The following is a 19,617-nucleotide window of genomic DNA, read 5'->3' on the forward strand; positions in this document are numbered from 1 at the left end:
AGCAGCATCCGACGTGATTTTTTAGATGCAAAATCAGGGCTTTATTTTAGTTTCCGATTCTAGAGTGTGATGTCAGTTACCAATACTGTCGTTGATGTTCTTTTGCCATAACACTTCGCTGCCTCTTTCGGCACGTTGCAAGCTGCGAGATGCCACAAATAGCCAGTCAGACAGTCGGTTCAGTAATTGCAAAGATGGTGCCTGAATATTTTGATCACGGTTGTGTACGGTCATTAAACTACGTTCTGCACGACGACATACGGCACGGGCTTGATGTGCATAACTGCATGCCAATGTACCTGCAGGCAGAATAAATTCTTTGAGCATTGGCAGGCTTTCATTCATGCGGTCAATGTCTTGTTCTAGGAACTCAATCGCAAGTGGTTGTACGAGATGGTAATTGGGGATACAGACTTCACCGCCTAAATCGAATAGCCAGTGCTGAATCAGGCTAAGCGATTTGTCCCAAGTGTTTTTGTCTTGAATGTTGCTATGTGTAATTTGTGAGCGCAAAACGCCTATGCAGGCATTGAGTTCATCGACATCGCCCAGTGCATGAATGCGTAAGTCGTCTTTGGCGACACGTGAGCCATCGCCCAGTCCTGTTGTGCCTGAATCGCCTGTGCGGGTGTAGATTTTGCTTAAACGGTGGCCCATGATCGTTCCTTGTTTGAAAGTGAAAGTTGCGTTTACTTGGTTGTAAGAAATAAAAGCTGGCGCAATAAAAAAGGATAATGTCGGTCATTACATTATCCATAAACTGCGCTGTTTTAAAGTTTTTGTTGTTATGCGGGTTTTAGTAGCGGAAAGTTACGCCTGCAGAAGCGACGCGACCGCCACTGAGGTAATACTGACCATCAGAGTTACCTGCAGAAGCCATTTTATAGTTTACATCGCCAGCATTTTGAATGTTAAAGAACAATTTGGTATATGGATTGGCATTGTAATAACCATGTAAATCAATTTGCATATGACCTGGAATGCTATCTTCATCGTAGGCACTGCTATCTGAACGGCTATTGGCGGTAAGTGTTGCAGATAAACCATAAACTTCTTCAGCCAAACCTAGCGATAAAGCAATTTTTTGACGTGGGCGACGGCTTAAGTCTTCGCCTGAGGCGTCATTGGTGGCTTTGCTATAGCTATAACTGGTTTTTGCAAACCATTGATCTCGATTAAAGTGTAGATAAACTTCAGTACCGTCAATGGTCGTTTCATCAATATTGGCAAACTTCCATCCGTTGGCTGGGTCACTATCAATCAAGTTATCAATTTCAGTGCGATAGACCGATAAGCCACTGCGCCAAGCAGAACTCATCTGCCAATCTGCGCCGACTTCATAAGATACGCTTTCTTCAGGTTTGAGTTCAGGATTGGCATAGTTACCATAATATAAGTCATTCATGGTTGGAGCTTTAAATGCGGAACCAATATTGCTGTATATACTGATATGAGGCTTAAAGAAGTAGCGAGCTGCTGCTTGACCCACAGTATGAGAACCATATTTTTCGTGATCTTCAATACGTACACCGATTTGGGTTTTTAGTTTGTCGGTCTGTAATTGGTGTTGTGCATAATAGCCTGTGCTGTCCAATTGTTCTTGAAATGAATCTGATGGTTTGTGGGTTTCGGTATCTAAGGCTTTATAGTTAACACCAAATGTGAGGTTTTGATGAGCGGTGAGGTTTTGACGCACACTGAGGTCATATTCGTCAGACACAAAGGTGGTTTCTTCTGCCACATTCAATTGCGTTAATACATCTTTAAAATGTGATACACGTGCTTTGAGTTCAGTATTTTGACTGGCTTGATAACGAGTGCTCAAAGTTGTGACCTGATTTAAAAAGTCATGCGCACGTGGGCTATAGGCATAAGTCGTCCAGCTATAGTTTTCGTACTGTGAGCGACCTTCATTTTCAGAATGTTCAAGAGATATATCCAAGGCATCACTTGCATACCCGAATTTGCCCGAAAATCCTTTTTGATCATAGCTTGAAGGCTCTGCACCTTCATAATCAAAAATGTTAGTGCCATCGGTTTCAAGGCGTTGCCCACGTAGTTGAGCATAAAAGCCATTTTCTACAGCATCTAGCCCTAAAATGGTTTTATAGGTACTGTTTTCACCCACTTCTGCAGAGATAAATGCTGAGTTTTTACTTGGGGTCTTGGTAATCATTTGTACCACGCCACCAATGGCGTTGGTGCCATACAGGACAGATGCTGGGCCTTTTAAAATCTCAATCTGTTTAATTTCAGTGGTATCAATAAAGCTGTTAGACGCTAGACCACTAGCATCGTTATTTAAACGCACGCCATCACGGAGCACTAAGGTATGGTCTGACTCGGTGCCTCGCATAAATAAAGATGCAATTTGACCATAACCACCAGACTGCACCATATTGATGGATGCATCGGTCATCATCAGTTGTGGGAAAGAGGCAATTGGTGATTGCTCAATTTGATCTGTACCAATAACATTAATCCGCGCAGGCACATCTTTGATTTTTTCTTCAGAACGTGTCGCGGTAACGACCAAAGTGTCTAAAGATGCATTGACAACATTAGAACTGTCTTGTGCAGATACAGACGCAGAGAAACCCATCGCAAGCGCGATTGCGCCTACTAAAGCAGTAGGCTGAAAAAGAGTAGACATGACTTTGCTCCATACATTCACCCCACGTGAATGATTGAGTTAAGGGCACAACAAGCAGGTCTCCGGACTTCAATGTGCCAAGCATCTTCTAATTTATGATTGCTTCGCTATATATCCACCTTCCCATATTGTTCATACAGTGGTGTAAATCATAAGATTTAAATTGATATACGTTTCATGGTTACCGTTGCGGGGGCAGTGTTGGACTTTCACCAACTTCCCTAAAGCTCAAAGCTAGAACTCGTTGCATTTGCGCGAAGTATAAAGTCTGTATGCCATTTAAACAACGGAAATGCAGAATAATCCGCCTGAACTTCACTCAACCCCTTAAAATTGCATTACAATGATTCGCCCCAATATCTGATTTTGTTAGTGTGAACAGACAATTTAAAAGTCACACACAGCAAGATCAGCAAAATGAAGATTGAAAATCAGGATTAGAGTCCAAAACGATGCGTACCCGTGCCAAAATTTGCGGAATCACGCGAATTCAAGATATAAACAGTGTTGTGCATGCGGGTGCAGATGCAATTGGCTTGGTGTTTTATCCTCCAAGTCCACGTAATGTGAGCATTGAGCAAGCACAAGGCTTGCTGCAACACATTCCCGCTTATGTGCAAGTGGTTGGTTTATTTGTCAATGCAACGGCAGAAGAAATAGCCGCTGTACTGAAACAAGTACCTTTAGATATTCTGCAATTTCATGGTGATGAAACACCCTTGCAATGTCAGCAAATAGCACAGCAAGTTGGACGTCGATGGTACAAAGCCATTCAGGTCAAACCTGATTTAAATGTGTTAGATGCGATAAAAAGCTATCAACAAGCAGGTGCAAGCGCAGTATTATTAGACGCGTGGCATCCTGAACTCAAAGGTGGAACAGGACACAGTTTTGACTGGTCAAAATTCCCCAAACTCGATATTCCTTTAATTTTGGCGGGTGGTTTAAACCCTGAAAATATTGAAGATGCAATTCAGACGACTCAAGCCTATGCCGTTGATGTCAGTGGCGGAGTTGAGTCTGCAAAAGGTATTAAAGACCAACAACTCATAGAAAACTTCATGCAAGGAGTCCAACGTGGATCAGCAAAGTACAAATCACAATAACTTAGTGATTGACTATACCCAATTCCCAGATGCAAAAGGGCATTTTGGTATCCATGGCGGACGTTTTGTGTCAGAAACGCTGATGGCGGCTTTACAAGATTTAGAGAAATTGTATTTCCGCATGAAAGATGATCCGCAGTTTTTGGCAGAATTCGACCGCGATCTCGCCTACTATGTAGGTCGTCCTAGTCCTTTGTATTATGCTGAGCGATGGTCAAAAGAGTTGGGTGGTGCGCAAATTTACTTAAAACGTGAAGATTTGAACCATACTGGCTCACATAAAGTGAACAACACCATTGGTCAGGCACTGTTGGCAAAACTGTCTGGAAAAAAACGCATTATTGCCGAAACAGGTGCAGGTCAACACGGTGTAGCAACCGCGACCATTGCCGCTCGTTTAGGCTTGGAATGTGTGGTGTTCATGGGTGCAGAAGACGTGAAGCGTCAGGCCATGAACGTGTACCGTATGCGTTTACTTGGTGCAACTGTTGTACCTGTAGAAAGTGGCTCAAAAACCTTAAAAGATGCCATGAACGAAGCCATGCGTGACTGGGTCACCAATGTTGACTCTACATATTACGTGATTGGTACGGTCGCTGGCCCACACCCATATCCACAATTGGTACGTGATTTCCAGTCGATTATTGGTCGTGAAGCGCGTCGCCAAATTCAAGAGCAGGCAGGTCGTTTACCTGATGCATTAGTAGCTTGTGTAGGCGGTGGTTCTAATGCCATGGGCTTGTTTTATCCATTCTTGAACGATGCCGAAGTGAAAATGTACGGTGTCGAAGCTGCAGGTTTAGGCATTGAAACAGGCAAACACTCTGCACCATTGAATGCAGGACACGTGGGCGTATTACACGGTAACCGTACTTATTTAATGTCTGATGCACAAGGTCAGATCATTGAAACCCACTCTATTTCTGCAGGTCTGGATTATCCAGGTGTAGGGCCAGAGCACAGCTTCCTGAAAGATATGCACCGTGTCGATTACGTGCCAATCAATGACCAAGAAGCCTTGCAAGGTTTCCGTGATTTAACCCGTATCGAAGGGATTATTCCTGCTTTAGAAAGCTCGCATGCTATGGCTTATGTGAGCAAGCTTGCACCAACGATGGATAAAGACCAAATCATTATTGCGACTGTTTCAGGTCGTGGCGATAAAGACTTAATGACTGTTGCCCGCATTGATGGCGTGGAAATGGTGGATATGTAAATCGTAAACTGCTTGAAATAAAGTATGCTACATTTCAATTCAATCGTGCTGAAGCAATTCGGCACGATTTTTTATTTGGAGGATTGAAAAATTCTCGCTACTTTAAACAATCATGCTTAAAAATCATCAACTATAAAAGCCATCAAGCTTAGGATATTTGCGCAGGAGTCGGATATGCCCAGTTTATTTATCGTGATGTTAGGCGGACGTCATGCGCGAGCCAATACCGAAGTGCATGATGTGGTACTTGCGGTAGGCGATTCTTTAGAACAGACCTATCCGCAACTCAAGCAGGCTTGGTTTGCAGAACCGAAAGGTTTGCATATTGACGCATGGGCGCAAATTAATGGTGTTGAGTTTGAAGGTAAATCCTACTATTTAAAATTTACCGATGCGCAGCCGAATCAGGCAGAAAACCGACTGTATTTAATTAATTTAGGTGGATATGATCCGCGTGAGTTTGGCGAGTTACATCGTTATGTACTGGTGGTGGCGCAAAATCCAATGGTGGCAAAACAGCGTGGTAAAGCCTATTTTGCCCAGCACTGGCAAAAACAACATACCGATCGGGTCTTAGAGGTAGATGATTGTATTGCGATAGATCAGGTGCATGGTCGCTATGTGCAATTGGTTGAAGGCTCATTTTCAGGCAATCGTTGGGAAAATACCTATCTGACTTTGAATGCTGATGCTTAAATACCTTCAGAATATTGAGGGGAAGATATCTATTAATTTATATTTTGTATATTTAGTGAACGCTCAAGCCTTAAAATAGTAAAACAATCTATGCTTTTATAATTTTTTGAACAAAATCATAAGCTGCGGGTTTTTTGTACATGCATTTGTAGGCATAATACGACCAAAGATGAATTGTTTTTAGACAATAGGGAATGTCTTCAATGGATTTAATTCAGGCGAATGGACAACCGCATTATGGACGTTTTAGTGAACTTCCCAAAAAAATTGATTATCAGGCTTATCAATATAAATCACCGTATGGTGAAGTATTGTCGGGTTGGCGTAAACGCTTAAAATATAAAAAGTTTAAATTTTGTAGTATTCAGCACGAACACTATACCATTGGGCTTGCGATTGCCGATATTGCTTGGGCAGGGCACGGTTTTGTCTATATTTATAATCACATGACGGGCGAAGTGCAGGAATGGAATGCGATTAATTTTTTATCGCGTAATACGGTTTTAGATGAGCAACCGTTATTTAATCAAAGTTTTTTTGAAAAATCGCCATTTCAAATTGAAATTCAACATGCCAATGGTGTGCGTTATATCCGCGTGACCAAATATGGTGAAATTAAACTCAGTGCGCGGATATTTTGTGCAGGCACAGACCCGCTAAGTATGTGTAGCCCAACAGGTATTAATGGTTGGACTTACACCCAAAAACTGACCACACTCGGCTGTGAAGGCTATTTTGTTAATAAAACAGGACAAACCATTCAATTCCATGAACGCACCTTTGCTTCTTTAGATGATACCTGCGGTTTTTTACGCCCTGAAACAGCATGGTTTTGGTTGTCGTGCAACTTTTGGGATACCGAAGACCGTCGTGTAGGCTTGAATCTGGCTTCTGGTGTGAATGAAAGTTTTGGCAACGAAAACTGTTTGTGGATTAATGGCGTGCTGTATCCCTTAACAGATGTGTTGTTCCAACCTGAGGATGATGGCTCGTGGAGCATTCGCTCACTGGATCATCGTTTGAATTTAACTGTCAGCACAGGTTGGCGCCGTTATGAAAACCTGAATTTGCGTCTAGTCGGCAGTCAGTTCAGCCAATGGCAAGCTAAAATTAGTGGTACTATTCAACAAGACGATACCGAAATTATTTTGTTAAACGAATACGGCTTGCTTGAACAGCATTATGCCAAGTGGTAGGGCAAGTTTTTAACCAAGATTGTACGTCACCATTTGCAGATCATCATGTGACGTCATCTATCACTCACTTGAATCGCCATTGAGTTTTTACATAAACGGCAAAAAAAGGCGCATTATGCAATTTCACTATGCGTTCAGAATTGGCATGATACTGCGAAATATATCAAGGTGAGTTTCACATGGCACAAGGTCTTTTGGCGGGTAAGCGTTTTTTAATTGCTGGTATTGCAAGTAAATTATCTATCGCATTTGGTATTGCAGAAGCATTGCATCGTGAAGGTGCAGAATTAGCATTTACTTATCCGAATGAAAAACTCAAAAAACGTGTTGATGACTTCGCTGCACAATTTGGCTCAAGCATTGTATTGCCTTGCGATGTAGGCGTAGATGCAGAAATTGAGCAAGCTTTTGCTGACTTGGCAAAGCACTGGGATGGTTTGGATGGTTTGGTTCACTCGATTGGTTTTGCGCCTGCGCATACTTTAGATGGTGACTTTACCGATGTTACAGATCGTGATGGTTTCAAAGTTGCGCATGACATTAGTGCTTATAGCTTTATTGCGATGGCACGTGCTGCAAAACCATTATTACAAGCACGCCAAGGTTGCTTATTGACTTTGACTTATCAAGGTTCTGAGCGTGTGATGCCAAACTACAACGTCATGGGTATGGCGAAAGCATCTTTAGAAGCAGGTGTACGCTACTTGGCTTCAAGCTTGGGTGCTGACGGTATTCGCGTGAATGCAATTTCTGCAGGTCCGATTCGTACGCTTGCCGCATCGGGCATTAAATCATTCCGTAAAATGTTAGACCTGAATGAAAAAGTTGCACCTTTAAAACGTAACGTGACCATTGAAGATGTTGGTAATGCGGCATTATTCCTTTGCTCACCATGGGCGAATGGTATTACTGGTGAAATTCTGTATGTCGATGCAGGTTTTAACACGGTTGGTATGAGCGCAGAATTAATGCTAGATGCTGAATAAGCATTGCATCAAGCAGATAAAACCGAAGTTTAGGCTTCGGTTTTTTTATCGCTGCATTTTAAGTAAGAGGTATTTTGCAGATTGCTGTAATTTTATTTTCTTCTTTGACGCATCTGCTGCTATAAATAGATGGGTTGACAATATTTCAAAATAAAACTGGGTTTTAGGTCTTAAAAATGAATGCGGAACAATTGCAAAAAACGTTACATGCCAGTCAATATGCAGAACAAGTCTTGGCAAATCACGAAAGCCTGTTACAGCAGGATTATGCAATTGACCAATTTCTAAAACCGCTGAGCGCAGACTATATTCATCAATTGGTGATTTCGACTTTACAAGACATTCAAGATGAAACCTTGTGGATGAAAACCCTGCGAATTTTACGCGCGCGTTTAATGTTCCGCTGGATTTGGCAAGATGCCAACCAACTCACCGATGTGGTGACGTTGACGCAGGAACTTTCAGACTTTGCTGATATTTGTGTGCAAGTAGCCAAAGATTTTGCGCGGATTCCGTTGGTCGCCAAGCATGGCGAACCGATGGGGTATAACGGTAAAGTCCAAGACCTGATTGTGGTCGCCATGGGTAAACATGGCGCGCAGGAACTGAATTTATCCAGCGACATCGACCTGATTTTTGCCTTTGATGAACAAGGCGAAACCAATGGACGCAAGTGTATTGAAGTGCAGCAATTCTGCATTTTATGGGGACAAAAACTGATCTATCTATTAGATCATATCACCGCCGATGGTTTTGTTTTCCGCGTCGATATGCGTTTACGCCCGTGGGGCGATGGTTCTGCTTTGGCGATTAGCCATGTCGCACTGGAAAAATATTTAAGCCAGCATGGACGCGAATGGGAACGCTATGCTTGGATTAAGGCACGTATTATCACAGGTGGGCAAGAAGGTTATGAACTGCTGGAAATGACCCGACCTTTCGTATTCCGCAAATATGTCGATTACACCGCCTTTGAAGCCATGCGCGAAATGAAAGCCATGATTGAGCGCGAAGTGCAGCGTCGTAATATTGAAGACAATATTAAATTGGGCGCGGGCGGTATTCGTGAAGTTGAATTTATTGTGCAGGTTTTTCAGCTGATTTACGGTGGTTCAAAACTAGAATTACAAGACCGCCAGTGTTTGGTGAGTTTGCGCCATTTGGGCGAAGCTGAATTGCTAGAGCCACAAGCCGTACTGGATTTGGAAGATGCCTATTTATTCCTGCGTCGAGTAGAACATGCCATTCAAGCCTTGAATGATCAGCAAAGCCAAGCTTTACCGACTGAACCTGAGTTACGCGCACGCATTAGCGATACTTTGGGCTTTGCCGATTGGGACAGCTTTATGCAGACCCTAAATGAAAAGCGTGTCAAAGTCATTTATCAGTTTGAGCATTTAATTAAAGAAAATGAACCCGATTCTTTGCTGGAAAATTACAGTCAGCTAGAAAAACAGCTCGATGCGGTACTAGACGATCAAGCGAAAAATTTAGTGCATGAGTTCTGGTATGGACATGCCATTAAAAAACTCACCGCCAAAGCTTTACAGCGTTTAAAAACCTTTTGGCCACACTTGATTGAAGCAGTGTTGCAGTCAGAAAATCCACAAATGGCATTGATGCGTTTAATGCCACTGGTCGAATCTGTTCTGCGTCGTACCGTGTATTTGGTCATGCTGATTGAAAGCAAGGGGGCACTGCAACGCTTGGTAAAAATGGCCACAGTCAGCCCGTGGATTTGTGAAGAATTGACGCAATATCCTGTGTTGTTGGATGAATTTTTATCTATGGATTTTGAATTGCCAAAACGCAGCGATTTGGAAGATTCTTTGCGCCAACAATTGCTGCGCATTGAACTGGATGAAGTTGAAGACCTCATGCGGGTGCTACGTTTATTCAAAAAATCCAACGTATTAACAGTTGCGGCCAGCGATGTACTGGCAGAAAGTCACTTAATGAAAGTGTCAGATGCGTTAACCGATATTGCCGAAGTGACCGCAAATGCAGCCCTACAACTGGCCTATCAGATGATTGTCAAAAAACATGGTTATCCGCTAGACAGTGAAGGGCAGCGCTGTGGTTTGGAGCATAACGCTTTTGCCATTATTGGTTATGGCAAAGTAGGTGGCATCGAACTTGGTTACGGCTCAGATTTAGACGTGGTTTTTATTCACAACATGGATGAACAAGCCGATACTGATGGCATTAAACCGATCAGTGGCTTTGAATTTGCTATGCGGGTGGCACGTAAATTTGTATCTTTAATGACCACGCAAACTTTAGATGGTCGAGTTTATGATGTCGATACCCGTTTACGTCCTTCGGGAGATGCGGGTTTATTGGTGACCAGTTTACGGGCCTTTGAGCAATATCAACTGAAAAGTGCGTGGCTGTGGGAGCATCAGGCTTTAGTGCGTGCGCGCAGTATTGCGGGTGAGCAATGTTTACGTGACAAGTTTGAAGTGTTGCGTTGTCAGATTTTAACCCAGCCGCGAGATGAAGCTTATGTCCGCAGTGAAGTGCTGAAAATGCGTCAAAAAATGAAAGATCATTTGGGTTCATCTAAAGAGCAAAAAAAAGATGGAATTTTTCATTTAAAACAGGATGCAGGTGGTATCGTTGATATCGAATTTATGGCACAGTATGCGGTATTAGCCTGGAGTGGGTCGAATCCTGATCTCGCCCATTATTCCGACAACGTAAGAATCCTTGAAGATGCCGCAAAAACAGGTTGCTTATCCAGCGACGATGCGACAGCATTGATTCAAGCTTATCTCCGTGAACGAGCCGAAAGCCACCGCTTAGCCCTTGCAAATCAATCCATGCAAGTCAATGCTGCGGACTGGTACGATACCCGTGAGGTCGTTTGCAAGTTATGGCAAAGATTAATTGATCCGACTGCTATGTCTGCGTTGGATTAAAATGACTATTGTATAAACATTTGGAGTGTGTGCCATGAATTTGGCTGATCGTGATGGTTTTATTTGGCAAGATGGACAATTGGTTGACTGGCGTGATGCAAAAATTCACGTCTTAACGCATACCTTACACTACAGTATGGGTGTGTTTGAGGGTGTCCGCGCTTATGAAACGCCAAACGGAACTGCGATTTTCCGTCTTCAGGACCATACTAAGCGTTTGTTAAACTCTGCAAAAATCTATCAAATGAAAGTACCATTTGATCAAGCAGCTTTAGAACAGGCGCAAATTGATGTGGTACGTGAAAACAAACTTTCATCGTGCTATTTACGTCCATTAATTTGGATTGGTTCTGAAAAACTGGGTATTGCTGCAACCAATAACACCATTCATGCTGCTGTTGCGGCTTGGGGTTGGGGTGCATACTTGGGTGAAGAAGCGATGGCTAAAGGTATTCGCGTTAAAACTTCATCGTTTACGCATCATCATCCAAACGTGACCATGTGTAAAGCTAAAGCTTCTGGTAACTACACTTTGTCTATTCTTGCACACCAAGAAGTAGCGCAAGCAGGCTATGACGAAGCGATGTTGATGGATCCACAAGGTTATGTATGCCAAGGTTCTGGCGAAAACGTATTCTTAATTAAAGATGGCGTTTTACATACACCAGACATCGCAGGCGGTGCTTTAGATGGTATTACGCGTCAAACGGTGATCACCATTGCTAAAGACTTGGGTTATGAGGTAGTTGAACGCCGTATTACGCGTGATGAATTCTACATTGCCGATGAAGCTTTCTTTACAGGTACAGCAGCAGAAGTTACCCCAATTCGTGAATACGATGACCGTGTAATTGGCTGTGGTTCACGTGGCCCAATTACCACTGAAATTCAAAAAACTTTCTTTGACGCAGTTCAAGGCAAGAATGACAAATATGCACATTGGTTGACTTACGTTAAATAAGTCACGCGTGTGTACCTGAGTCTATATTACTGACTCAGGTGTGATGACCCTATTCAGGCAGTGGCTTGAATGGGGTTTTATTTTGTCTGCTATTGCGTTATTGAACGGCTAAACTTCTTGCGAGGTTTATTTCTCACGTTACAGACATAGATGAATGATCAACTGTTTCTTCGTTGAGTTAGTGATGTACAAATTTGATCTTTTGGATAAATTCAGTCGTTTAAAGCATGGTTTTTTATAGCGAAGGGTAATCCCTGTAATTGGTGAGATTTGATGTTAAAAAACGCTTAATCTGTCGAATATGATAGAAAATAGTGAATTAAATACATGAAAAGTGTAGTAAAAATTGAGTTGAAAATTAATTAAAAACAAAAACTTATTCTAGATGTAAATAAATATATATTTTTCATTATCCCTAAAATTTGGATCACAAATTTTAGGGAGTGAGCTGCTCCCTAGTTTTTTGTGATGTCATTTAAAACAGTACTTTAATCTCCTAATTTGCTGAAATTCAAAGTTTATTCAATATTGCGTGAAATAGCGCGTATAGATGGATTTTTGTGAGAAATACCTAAAATGAAGAAACTTGCTAAGGATTGCGTTTCAATAATTCTAACGACATCTCAAGCGAGTGAATGATTAAAAAATGTTTTTTTTATAAGAGTTATGGAGAAATGACATGTCTAAATTTATTAAAACAGCTGCAGCTGTGGTGGTTTTCGGTGCTTTTTCAACGGTAACAATGGCGGGTGGTGGTCATAATCCCCCTAAAGACCCTAACCCAACCCCAGTATGTAACGAAGGGCCATGTACAGGAAGTATTCCAATTCAGGTAACTGTACCTAAGCGTTGTGAGCTGAATGTAGTAACATCAAGTATCTCATTAAAAGATGGTGCGGAAACTTCAGGTCAATTTATGGTTGGAGCGAATGCAAATTACAATCTACTGGTAAATACCGACAACCGTTTGGGGGATAAATCAACAAAATCTAAAGCAAAATTAGGTGTTGGTAATAATGCACCTGCAGTGGGTCTCACAGTTGAAACCAAGCGTGCGGGTTCACCGTCTATTATTCTGTTAAATGATAAGCAAACCAATATTGCGCCAGGCAGCAATGGTTGGAACACTTACAATGTCTTTGTTAAAAGTGACAGCGTAGGTATTTCTAAACCAGCGGGTACTTATACCGATAAATACAACATTCGAGTGTCATTCTAATTCGCTTGAACTCAATCTAAATCAGTTGGCTTTACCGACAGGGTGGAGTCAACTTTTTAGTCTAAAGAAATACAAAATAAGACATTGCTGGGGGAAGTATGAAACGATTATTGAAATATATGCTGGTTGCAGGTTGCTTATGTGTAGAAGCTGTTTATGCAAACTTGGTCATTTCACCTACGCAAATGTATTTGGGCGATAAAGCACGACAACGCAGTGCAACAGTAGTCATGGAAGCCACCGATCTTACTGAACCGAAAAGCTTTGAAATGTCTGCCTATAAATGGTCGCAAAATGCACAGGGTGAAGATGTGCTAGAACCAGAACAAGACATCTTAATTAATCCTAAAAACTTTGTTTTACAACCGAATGCACAACAAGTGATACGCGTAGGTTTTAGCCGACCACTTTCTAAGGAAGAAATGGCGCAAGAAAAAACTTGGCGTATTGTTTTTAAAGAAATTGCCCCTGTGGTGGAAGAAGACGCCTTACAATTTTTATTTACGATTTCTGTACCGTTGTTTGTTGGTAAGCAAGATGCCATTCAGGTGACTGCAACCCCGCGTTACCAGAACGACCACTTATTTTTAGAGATAGAAAATCATGCTGCATCGCATGTGCAAATTTCTTCAATCAGCATTTTAAATCAACAAAAACAACCCATTGCAACCACACGTGAAATGAAATATTTGTTAAATCAACAAAAACACAGCTTTGATATGGGGCAAATCAAACTTAGTGATTTGAAAAATTACATACTCAAACTTGAAACAGATAAAAGTGAGCAAGCCATTGAGTTAAAAATGAAGGGCTAAATCATGCATAGAACTCGACTGTTTTTTGCGCTGCAATGTGTCCTGTGGGGGATACCATTACCTGCCAATGCTGCCAATGCTGCCAATGCTGCCAATGCTGCCAATGCTGAAATGGCGTTGAATAGTGTTTGGCTGAATGGCGTTGATCGTGTCGTTGAAAGTCTAGTATTGCAGCAGGACGGGCAACGTTATATGGAATGTGAAGTCTTGCAACAATTGGGTTTGCTGCAAGAGCGCTTACAAAAACACAGCGCACAAACTCAGTTCTGTTCTGTAAGCACCAATGAAATTCAGTCCGTGCAAGACGCTGCGCTGCAAGCCATAAAACTAACTGTACCAGCCAGCTATTTTATTGATGCACAATTTACCCAAACGCATGCGATTCCCTCAAAAGCGGACTTGGGTGGCTTTTTAAATTATGATTTGCTGTATGCACGTTATGATAATTACAATGAAATAAATGGCTTGGTGGAGCTTGGTGTTTTTAAAGATTACTGGATTTTTAAAAATGCCATGATGTATCGCAAAGAGGTAGAACAAGATCAAGATAAGCTACTGCGTTTGAATACCAGTTTTGAAATAGAGTTTCCATCACGTTATCAGCGTTTAACCTTGGGTGATAACACAAGTGTTTATAATCCATTATTAGATACATTTAGATTTGGCGGTGTATCTTTTGGTTCGAATTTTAGTAGTTATCCAGATTTTATTTATTGGAATGTACCCACCTTAAAAGGCAGTGCTGTACTGCCATCCACAGTCGATTTATACATTAATGGCATCAATTTATATCAACAACAGGTTACGCCTGGACACTATAGCTTAAATACAGGTGCCAATATTCAGCAGTCGGGTGAGGCACAGGTGGTGGTGGAAGATGTATTGGGTAACCGTACCGTACAATCCTTTCCTGTCTATGTCACCACGCAATTACTCAAACCTGGGTTAAATGAATATAACTTTTCTGCAGGCAAGCTGCGTTATGACTATGACTACGTATCGGATGATTATCGTGAGTTTTTTGGCAACTTATATTTCAGACGCGGGATTACCGACAGCACGACCTTAGGCACTAATTTAAATTATAGCAAGGATGTACAAAATGTTGGTTTGTTATGGACACAAGCTATCAACAAATATGCCTTGTTAGATACGCATGCAGCTTCTAGTCACAGTGATTGGGGCGATGGCTATACCTTTGGCGCTTCGCTAAGCCGAAGTGGAAGTAGGATTGCGCTTGGTGCAAGTCATAAATACTACAGTCCTGAATATCGCGGTTTGGGATATAGCAATACGACGCAAACAGTAGAATACGACAATTTAGCTTATGTCAGTATTTTCAATATTCCTTTAATCAATACCTTAAATGTGAACTATCTAGAGCGCCGTTATCATCCAAATGCAAATAATAGTTTTACAGATAGCCAAATGCTTACAGTCGGTTTTTCTCGTATGTTGGGACGTCAAACCTCAATGTCGTTTTCTTATTATAAAGACTTGAAAATGCAGGATAGCGACGGAGCCTATTTAACGCTGAATTATCAATTTGACCAACGCCGCAGTGCGCAGCTTTCACATAATTTTGAAGAACAAACCCAGTTACGTTATGCGCAAAGCAGCCTAACTCAAAATGGTGTGGATTACACGCTTGCTGTGCGCCATCAGCAAGCTGAAGGGGATATTGGGGTAAATGCTTATACAGCCCTGAAAATGCCGATGGGCAATTTATATTTAAGCCACGATGAAAGCGAGCGCTTTAGTTATAGTCAAGCCAATTATCAGGGTGCGTTGGTGTGGTTAGACCGAAAATGGGCCATGACCAAATATGTAGACAATGCTTTTGCTTTGGTGAATGTTAGTGATATTCCTAATGTGGAAGTACTGCGTGCGTTAAGGCCTGTTGGTAAAACCAATCAACATGGTTATGTGTTTGTGCACGACATTGTGCCTTACGTCAATTACGACGTGTCTTTTGATCAGGACCAGTTAGATCTGTATGACAGTTTTGAATATTCAAGCCAAAAAGTGATTGGCATGAATCAACGCGGCTATAAAGTGAATTTCCCTGTTCAGCGTACAGGATTGATCATATTGTGTTTACTTACGCCCGATCAGCAGACCTTTGTGCAGGGCAGTGAAGTGTATTTAAGTGATGATGCAACTGAGTTTGTACCTGTGGGCAGTGATGGAAATGTACATTTATATGGTGTGAAACCCGGCAGTTATACGCTAAAAGTCAAAACCAAAGGTGGAAAGATTTGCCATAGTTCACTTGAAGTCCCTCAACTTAAAGCAGGCACTGTTCCACAAACCAGACAATTGGATTTGATTTGTCAGTAATTATATCAGCAGGATGATTGAGGATGAGAACATGAAAAGATTAGGGATGGTAAAAAAATTAAGTCTAGTGCTGTGTGGATGCTGGATTTGTTTTCCTGCACAGGCTTGCACCATTGGTTCAGTCAGTGAATCTTTATTGCAAATGAGCTCACAATACCGTAGCCAGACCGCAACCAGTTTTAATGTGCGCTGTGATCGTAGTTATAGCATTCAGTTCAACAGTCGTAATTTACGTGATAAACATGGCAGCAGCTTTGTGAATAATGGCACACACCGTTTACGTACCAGTATGAGTATTATGGGAGCGAAAACAAATCTGTGGAACACGCCCATCGCAGGACATGTTTCTACAACAGGACATAAATACAGTGTCGCGGTACGCTTGGATGAACAACCGAGTTTGACAACACCAGCAGGACGTTATACCGATGAATTGTATATTAATTTGCTTTTTTAGAGGGCTTAGATGTGCGGCAGATCTAGACAAAATGCACCGCAGATCAAGTATTCAGCCAAAAAAATATTCAGCAAGCAGGTATCCACTATCTGCTTTTTTTTCATCTATTTTGGGTGAATGACAACAAAAGATTTACATTAAATTTATACATAAAACTGTGTGTAAAAAACTAGGTAAGGATGGTCATCTAGTTGTTTAAAAAATGACAAATGTGTCACTAAAGCATCATATTACTGCAATGCAGCTGCTCTATGCTAGCAAGCATAAAATAAGAATTGAGCAAAAAGGCGATGAGCAATGTATTGGCAAAGCAGAGCAGTAAATTAGAGCGTTACAGCGATGCATTTAAATTTCATTTCAAACAAGATCAAAAACAAAAAAGCAGCCAGCCTACCTCTGAACTCTCAGACCTTGTCCGCCCACGTTTAAAAATTGCCCTTGTAACAGAAACTTGGCCACCTGAAATTAATGGTGTGGCACGTTCACTGTTGCAGCTTTGCAAAGGATTGCAGGAACTTGGACACAAAATTTTATTGATTCGCCCTGAACAAAAACAAGCCTGCACTCAATTCCAACCGTATCAAGAATGTCTGGTAAAAGCACAAGCCATTCCTAAATATCATAATTTACAATTTGGCTGGCCGCAGTGGTCTAAACTTTCGCAGGCTTTAGATGAGTTTCAACCTGATGTGGTGCATATCGTCACTGAAGGCCCTTTAGGGCTTGCCAGTTTACATATTGCAAAATCAAAAAATATTCCAGTATCAAGTGGTTTTCACTCCGCATTTCAAGATTTTAGCCGTTTTTTCGATTTGGCATTTTTACTCAAGCCAATTCAGCGCTATCTAAAATGGTTTCATAACAATACCTCGCTGACGTGTGTGCCAAGTAGCCATACTGAAAAATCATTGCGTCAGTTTGGTGTGCAAGGGCCTTTGGTGGTGGTTGGGCGTGGTGTTAATGTTGAATATTTTTCACCAGATTTTCGTTCTACCCAACTGCGAGCAAGCTGGGGTGCGAGTGAAAATACGCGGGTGATGTTGTATGTAGGGCGTTTATCACCTGAAAAAGAAGTCAATCTTATTATTAATGCCTATCAGCGTATGCCAAAAAATACCGAACAGCCTGTGAAATTGGTGATTGTTGGAGATGGGCCAGACCGTGAACGTTTAGAAGCCATGAACGCTCAGGGAGATATCATTTTTACAGGTAGTTTAAGTGGCACAGCACTTGCACAAGCCTATGCCAGTGCCGATGTGTTTGCTTTTGCCAGTCAGGTCGAAACCTTTGGCAATGTCGTGTTAGAAGCTATGGCCAGTGGCTTGCCTGTCATTGCTTATGACTATGCTTGCGCACGTTTACATCTAAAACCGAATGAAACAGGCTGGTTGAGTCCACTCGGTCAGCCAGAAGATTTGGTCGGTCATATCCACCGACTTCCCGATCTTACAACCCTTAGACAGATGGGCGAACACGCCCGCAAAGCGACTTTAAATATTGGCTGGCAGTATCCAGTCCAACAATTTGAGCAGGCGTTATATCTGGTGGCGAAGGAGCTACACATGCCATCTTAGCTATACGCCAAAGAGGAGAGAACTGATGAAGTTTAAAAATGCAAAAATAAGAATGCTGGATCTCGACTTAAAAGGCTGTTTGTATCTTAACCATTTTTCCCACTCTCAGCGGGTGGCACAATTTTTTAAAGTTATTAGCCGTTTGGGCGATGGTGTGTTCTGGTATGTCATGCTCGCAAGTGCATGGATGATGCAGGGCATTGGTTATAGTTTACAAATTATTTATCTGTTGTTAGGCGGATCTGTCGGCACAGGTATTTATAAATATTTAAAACAAAAAACCGTCCGTCCACGTCCGTATCAGGTACACCAAGTGATCCGTTTGGGTGAACGTCCCTTAGATCATTTTAGCTTCCCATCAGGTCACACTTTGCATGCAGTCATGACCACAACGGTTTTGGGTTATATCCAGCCAGTATTGTTGATGTTGATGTTGCCCTTTACGATTTTGGTGGCCGTTTCCCGTATGATTTTAGGCTTGCACTATCCGAGTGATGTGGCAGTCGGGGCGATGATTGGCGGTTCAGTGGCGAGTGCGATTATTTTGGCTGCACCTTATGTAAATATTGTTTTATAAGTCTGGATAAAACCAAATCGAAAATTCAGTGCAGTAATGGCAGGCAGCCCATGCGAAATTTGTTAAAGTAGTCGCTGTCTTGACTAGAATAGGGAATACACATGGGTTTACGTTGGACGGACAGCATCGACATTGCCATTGAGTTATATGAGGCGCATCCCGATGTCGATCCGCAATGGATTCGTTTTACCGATTTGCACGCTTGGGTCTGTGCTTTGCCAGAGTTTCAAGATGATCCCGAAAAATCGACTGAAGGCATCTTAGAAGCCATTCAAATGGCGTGGATTGACGAAGCACGTTAATCTAGCGGTGTGAAGCAAGATTGATTTGCCGATCAAGGTCCTGCACAATGCGCTTCATATCGAAAAAAGCAATTTTTTTACACATCAAAAGCAGAAAATAGCCCATTATTCGGTATAATGCGGCAAAATTTTCGCGTCAACATTGACTTAAGGAGCCAATCATGGCTATTGAACGTACTTTATCTATCGTAAAACCAGATGCAGTTGCTAAAAACCACATCGGTGACATCTTTGCTCGTTTCGAAAAAGCTGGTCTTAAAATCGTTGCGACTAAAATGAAACACCTTTCTCAAGCTGAAGCTGAAGGCTTCTACGCTGAGCACAAAGAACGTGGTTTCTTTGGTGACCTAGTTGCGTTCATGACTTCTGGTCCAGTCGTTGTTTCAGTTCTTGAAGGTGAAAACGCAGTTCTTGCTCACCGTGAAATTTTAGGTGCAACAAACCCTAAAGAAGCTGCACCTGGTACAATCCGTGCAGATTTCGCTGTAAGCATCGACGAAAACGCTGCTCACGGTTCAGACTCAGTTGCATCTGCAGAGCGTGAAGTAAACTACTTCTTTGCTCAAACTGAAGTTTGCCCACGTACTCGTTAATACGC

17 protein-coding genes and 1 riboswitch are annotated in these 19,617 nt (G+C 41.9%); of the genes, 15 read left to right on the forward strand and 2 right to left on the reverse strand.

From position 1 onward, the window contains the following. Positions 1 to 72: 72 nt before the first annotated feature. Positions 73 to 657 carry a cob(I)yrinic acid a,c-diamide adenosyltransferase gene (locus tag FTU35_RS06435; protein WP_004975056.1) on the reverse strand — a complete coding sequence of 195 codons (585 nt, stop codon included), beginning with the start codon at positions 655 to 657 and terminating at the stop codon, positions 73 to 75. A gap of 139 nt (positions 658 to 796) precedes the next feature. Beyond that, a complete protein-coding gene (locus tag FTU35_RS06440) occupies positions 797 to 2,653 on the reverse strand; it encodes a TonB-dependent siderophore receptor (protein ID WP_167846255.1) in 1,857 nt (618 codons plus the stop codon). 35 nt (positions 2,654 to 2,688) lie between these two features. Further along, a riboswitch (cobalamin riboswitch) is annotated at positions 2,689 to 2,913 on the reverse strand. A 192-nt stretch (positions 2,914 to 3,105) separates the two neighbouring features. On the opposite strand from FTU35_RS06440, the gene FTU35_RS06445 reads away from it, so the two are divergent. From FTU35_RS06445 to ndk, 15 genes are all read left to right on the forward strand, one after another. Beyond that, positions 3,106 to 3,759 carry a phosphoribosylanthranilate isomerase gene (locus FTU35_RS06445; protein ID WP_004975062.1) on the forward strand — a complete coding sequence of 218 codons (654 nt, stop codon included), beginning with the start codon at positions 3,106 to 3,108 and terminating at the stop codon, positions 3,757 to 3,759. After that, positions 3,731 to 4,975, forward strand: a complete 1,245-nt coding sequence (gene trpB, locus FTU35_RS06450; protein WP_179993922.1) for a tryptophan synthase subunit beta — start codon at positions 3,731 to 3,733, stop codon at positions 4,973 to 4,975. The genes FTU35_RS06445 and trpB overlap by 29 nt, the downstream gene beginning before the upstream one ends. A 174-nt stretch (positions 4,976 to 5,149) precedes the next feature. Next, entirely contained in the window at positions 5,150 to 5,671 is a 522-nt protein-coding gene (locus FTU35_RS06455) for a DUF1543 domain-containing protein (RefSeq protein WP_096901526.1), read from the forward strand. Between the two features lie 203 nt (positions 5,672 to 5,874). Further along, on the forward strand, positions 5,875 to 6,867 hold the full coding sequence (locus tag FTU35_RS06460; RefSeq protein WP_004975070.1) for a DUF2804 domain-containing protein: 993 nt from the start codon (positions 5,875 to 5,877) through the stop codon (positions 6,865 to 6,867). Positions 6,868 to 7,046: 179 nt separating this feature from the next. Continuing rightward, positions 7,047 to 7,853 (forward strand): enoyl-ACP reductase, encoded by an 807-nt coding sequence (locus FTU35_RS06465; RefSeq protein ID WP_004975071.1) that lies wholly within the window; start codon positions 7,047 to 7,049, stop codon positions 7,851 to 7,853. 176 nt (positions 7,854 to 8,029) lie between these two features. Next, on the forward strand, positions 8,030 to 10,774 hold the full coding sequence (gene glnE / locus FTU35_RS06470) for a bifunctional [glutamate--ammonia ligase]-adenylyl-L-tyrosine phosphorylase/[glutamate--ammonia-ligase] adenylyltransferase (RefSeq protein ID WP_096901524.1): 2,745 nt from the start codon (positions 8,030 to 8,032) through the stop codon (positions 10,772 to 10,774). Positions 10,775 to 10,808: 34 nt separating this feature from the next. Beyond that, entirely contained in the window at positions 10,809 to 11,735 is a 927-nt protein-coding gene (locus FTU35_RS06475; RefSeq protein ID WP_004975074.1) for a branched-chain amino acid transaminase, read from the forward strand. Between the two features lie 679 nt (positions 11,736 to 12,414). Next, positions 12,415 to 12,954: a hypothetical protein gene (locus FTU35_RS06480; RefSeq protein WP_180064613.1), complete on the forward strand. Its 540-nt coding sequence runs from the start codon at positions 12,415 to 12,417 to the stop codon at positions 12,952 to 12,954. 98 nt (positions 12,955 to 13,052) lie between these two features. Then, positions 13,053 to 13,769, forward strand: coding sequence for a molecular chaperone (locus FTU35_RS06485; RefSeq protein WP_004975079.1), 717 nt, complete (start codon positions 13,053 to 13,055; stop codon positions 13,767 to 13,769). A 3-nt stretch (positions 13,770 to 13,772) separates the two neighbouring features. Then, a complete protein-coding gene (locus FTU35_RS06490) occupies positions 13,773 to 16,109 on the forward strand; it encodes a fimbria/pilus outer membrane usher protein (RefSeq protein ID WP_180064614.1) in 2,337 nt (778 codons plus the stop codon). A gap of 31 nt (positions 16,110 to 16,140) precedes the next feature. Then, positions 16,141 to 16,566, forward strand: coding sequence for a hypothetical protein (locus FTU35_RS06495; RefSeq protein WP_180064615.1), 426 nt, complete (start codon positions 16,141 to 16,143; stop codon positions 16,564 to 16,566). Positions 16,567 to 16,856: 290 nt separating this feature from the next. Then, entirely contained in the window at positions 16,857 to 18,140 is a 1,284-nt protein-coding gene (locus FTU35_RS06500; protein WP_154320371.1) for a glycosyltransferase family 1 protein, read from the forward strand. A gap of 25 nt (positions 18,141 to 18,165) precedes the next feature. Further along, complete coding sequence (locus tag FTU35_RS06505) at positions 18,166 to 18,717, forward strand: phosphatase PAP2 family protein (protein WP_004975087.1); 552 nt, start codon at positions 18,166 to 18,168, stop codon at positions 18,715 to 18,717. 101 nt (positions 18,718 to 18,818) lie between these two features. Then, positions 18,819 to 19,019 (forward strand): Fe-S cluster assembly protein IscX, encoded by a 201-nt coding sequence (gene iscX, locus FTU35_RS06510; protein ID WP_004975089.1) that lies wholly within the window; start codon positions 18,819 to 18,821, stop codon positions 19,017 to 19,019. A 161-nt stretch (positions 19,020 to 19,180) separates the two neighbouring features. Continuing rightward, on the forward strand, positions 19,181 to 19,612 hold the full coding sequence (gene ndk, locus FTU35_RS06515; protein WP_004975092.1) for a nucleoside-diphosphate kinase: 432 nt from the start codon (positions 19,181 to 19,183) through the stop codon (positions 19,610 to 19,612). The last annotated feature ends 5 nt before the right edge of the window (positions 19,613 to 19,617 follow it).

The organism is Acinetobacter sp. YH12095, from assembly GCF_013419245.1.
Lineage (GTDB): Bacteria > Pseudomonadota > Gammaproteobacteria > Pseudomonadales > Moraxellaceae > Acinetobacter > Acinetobacter towneri.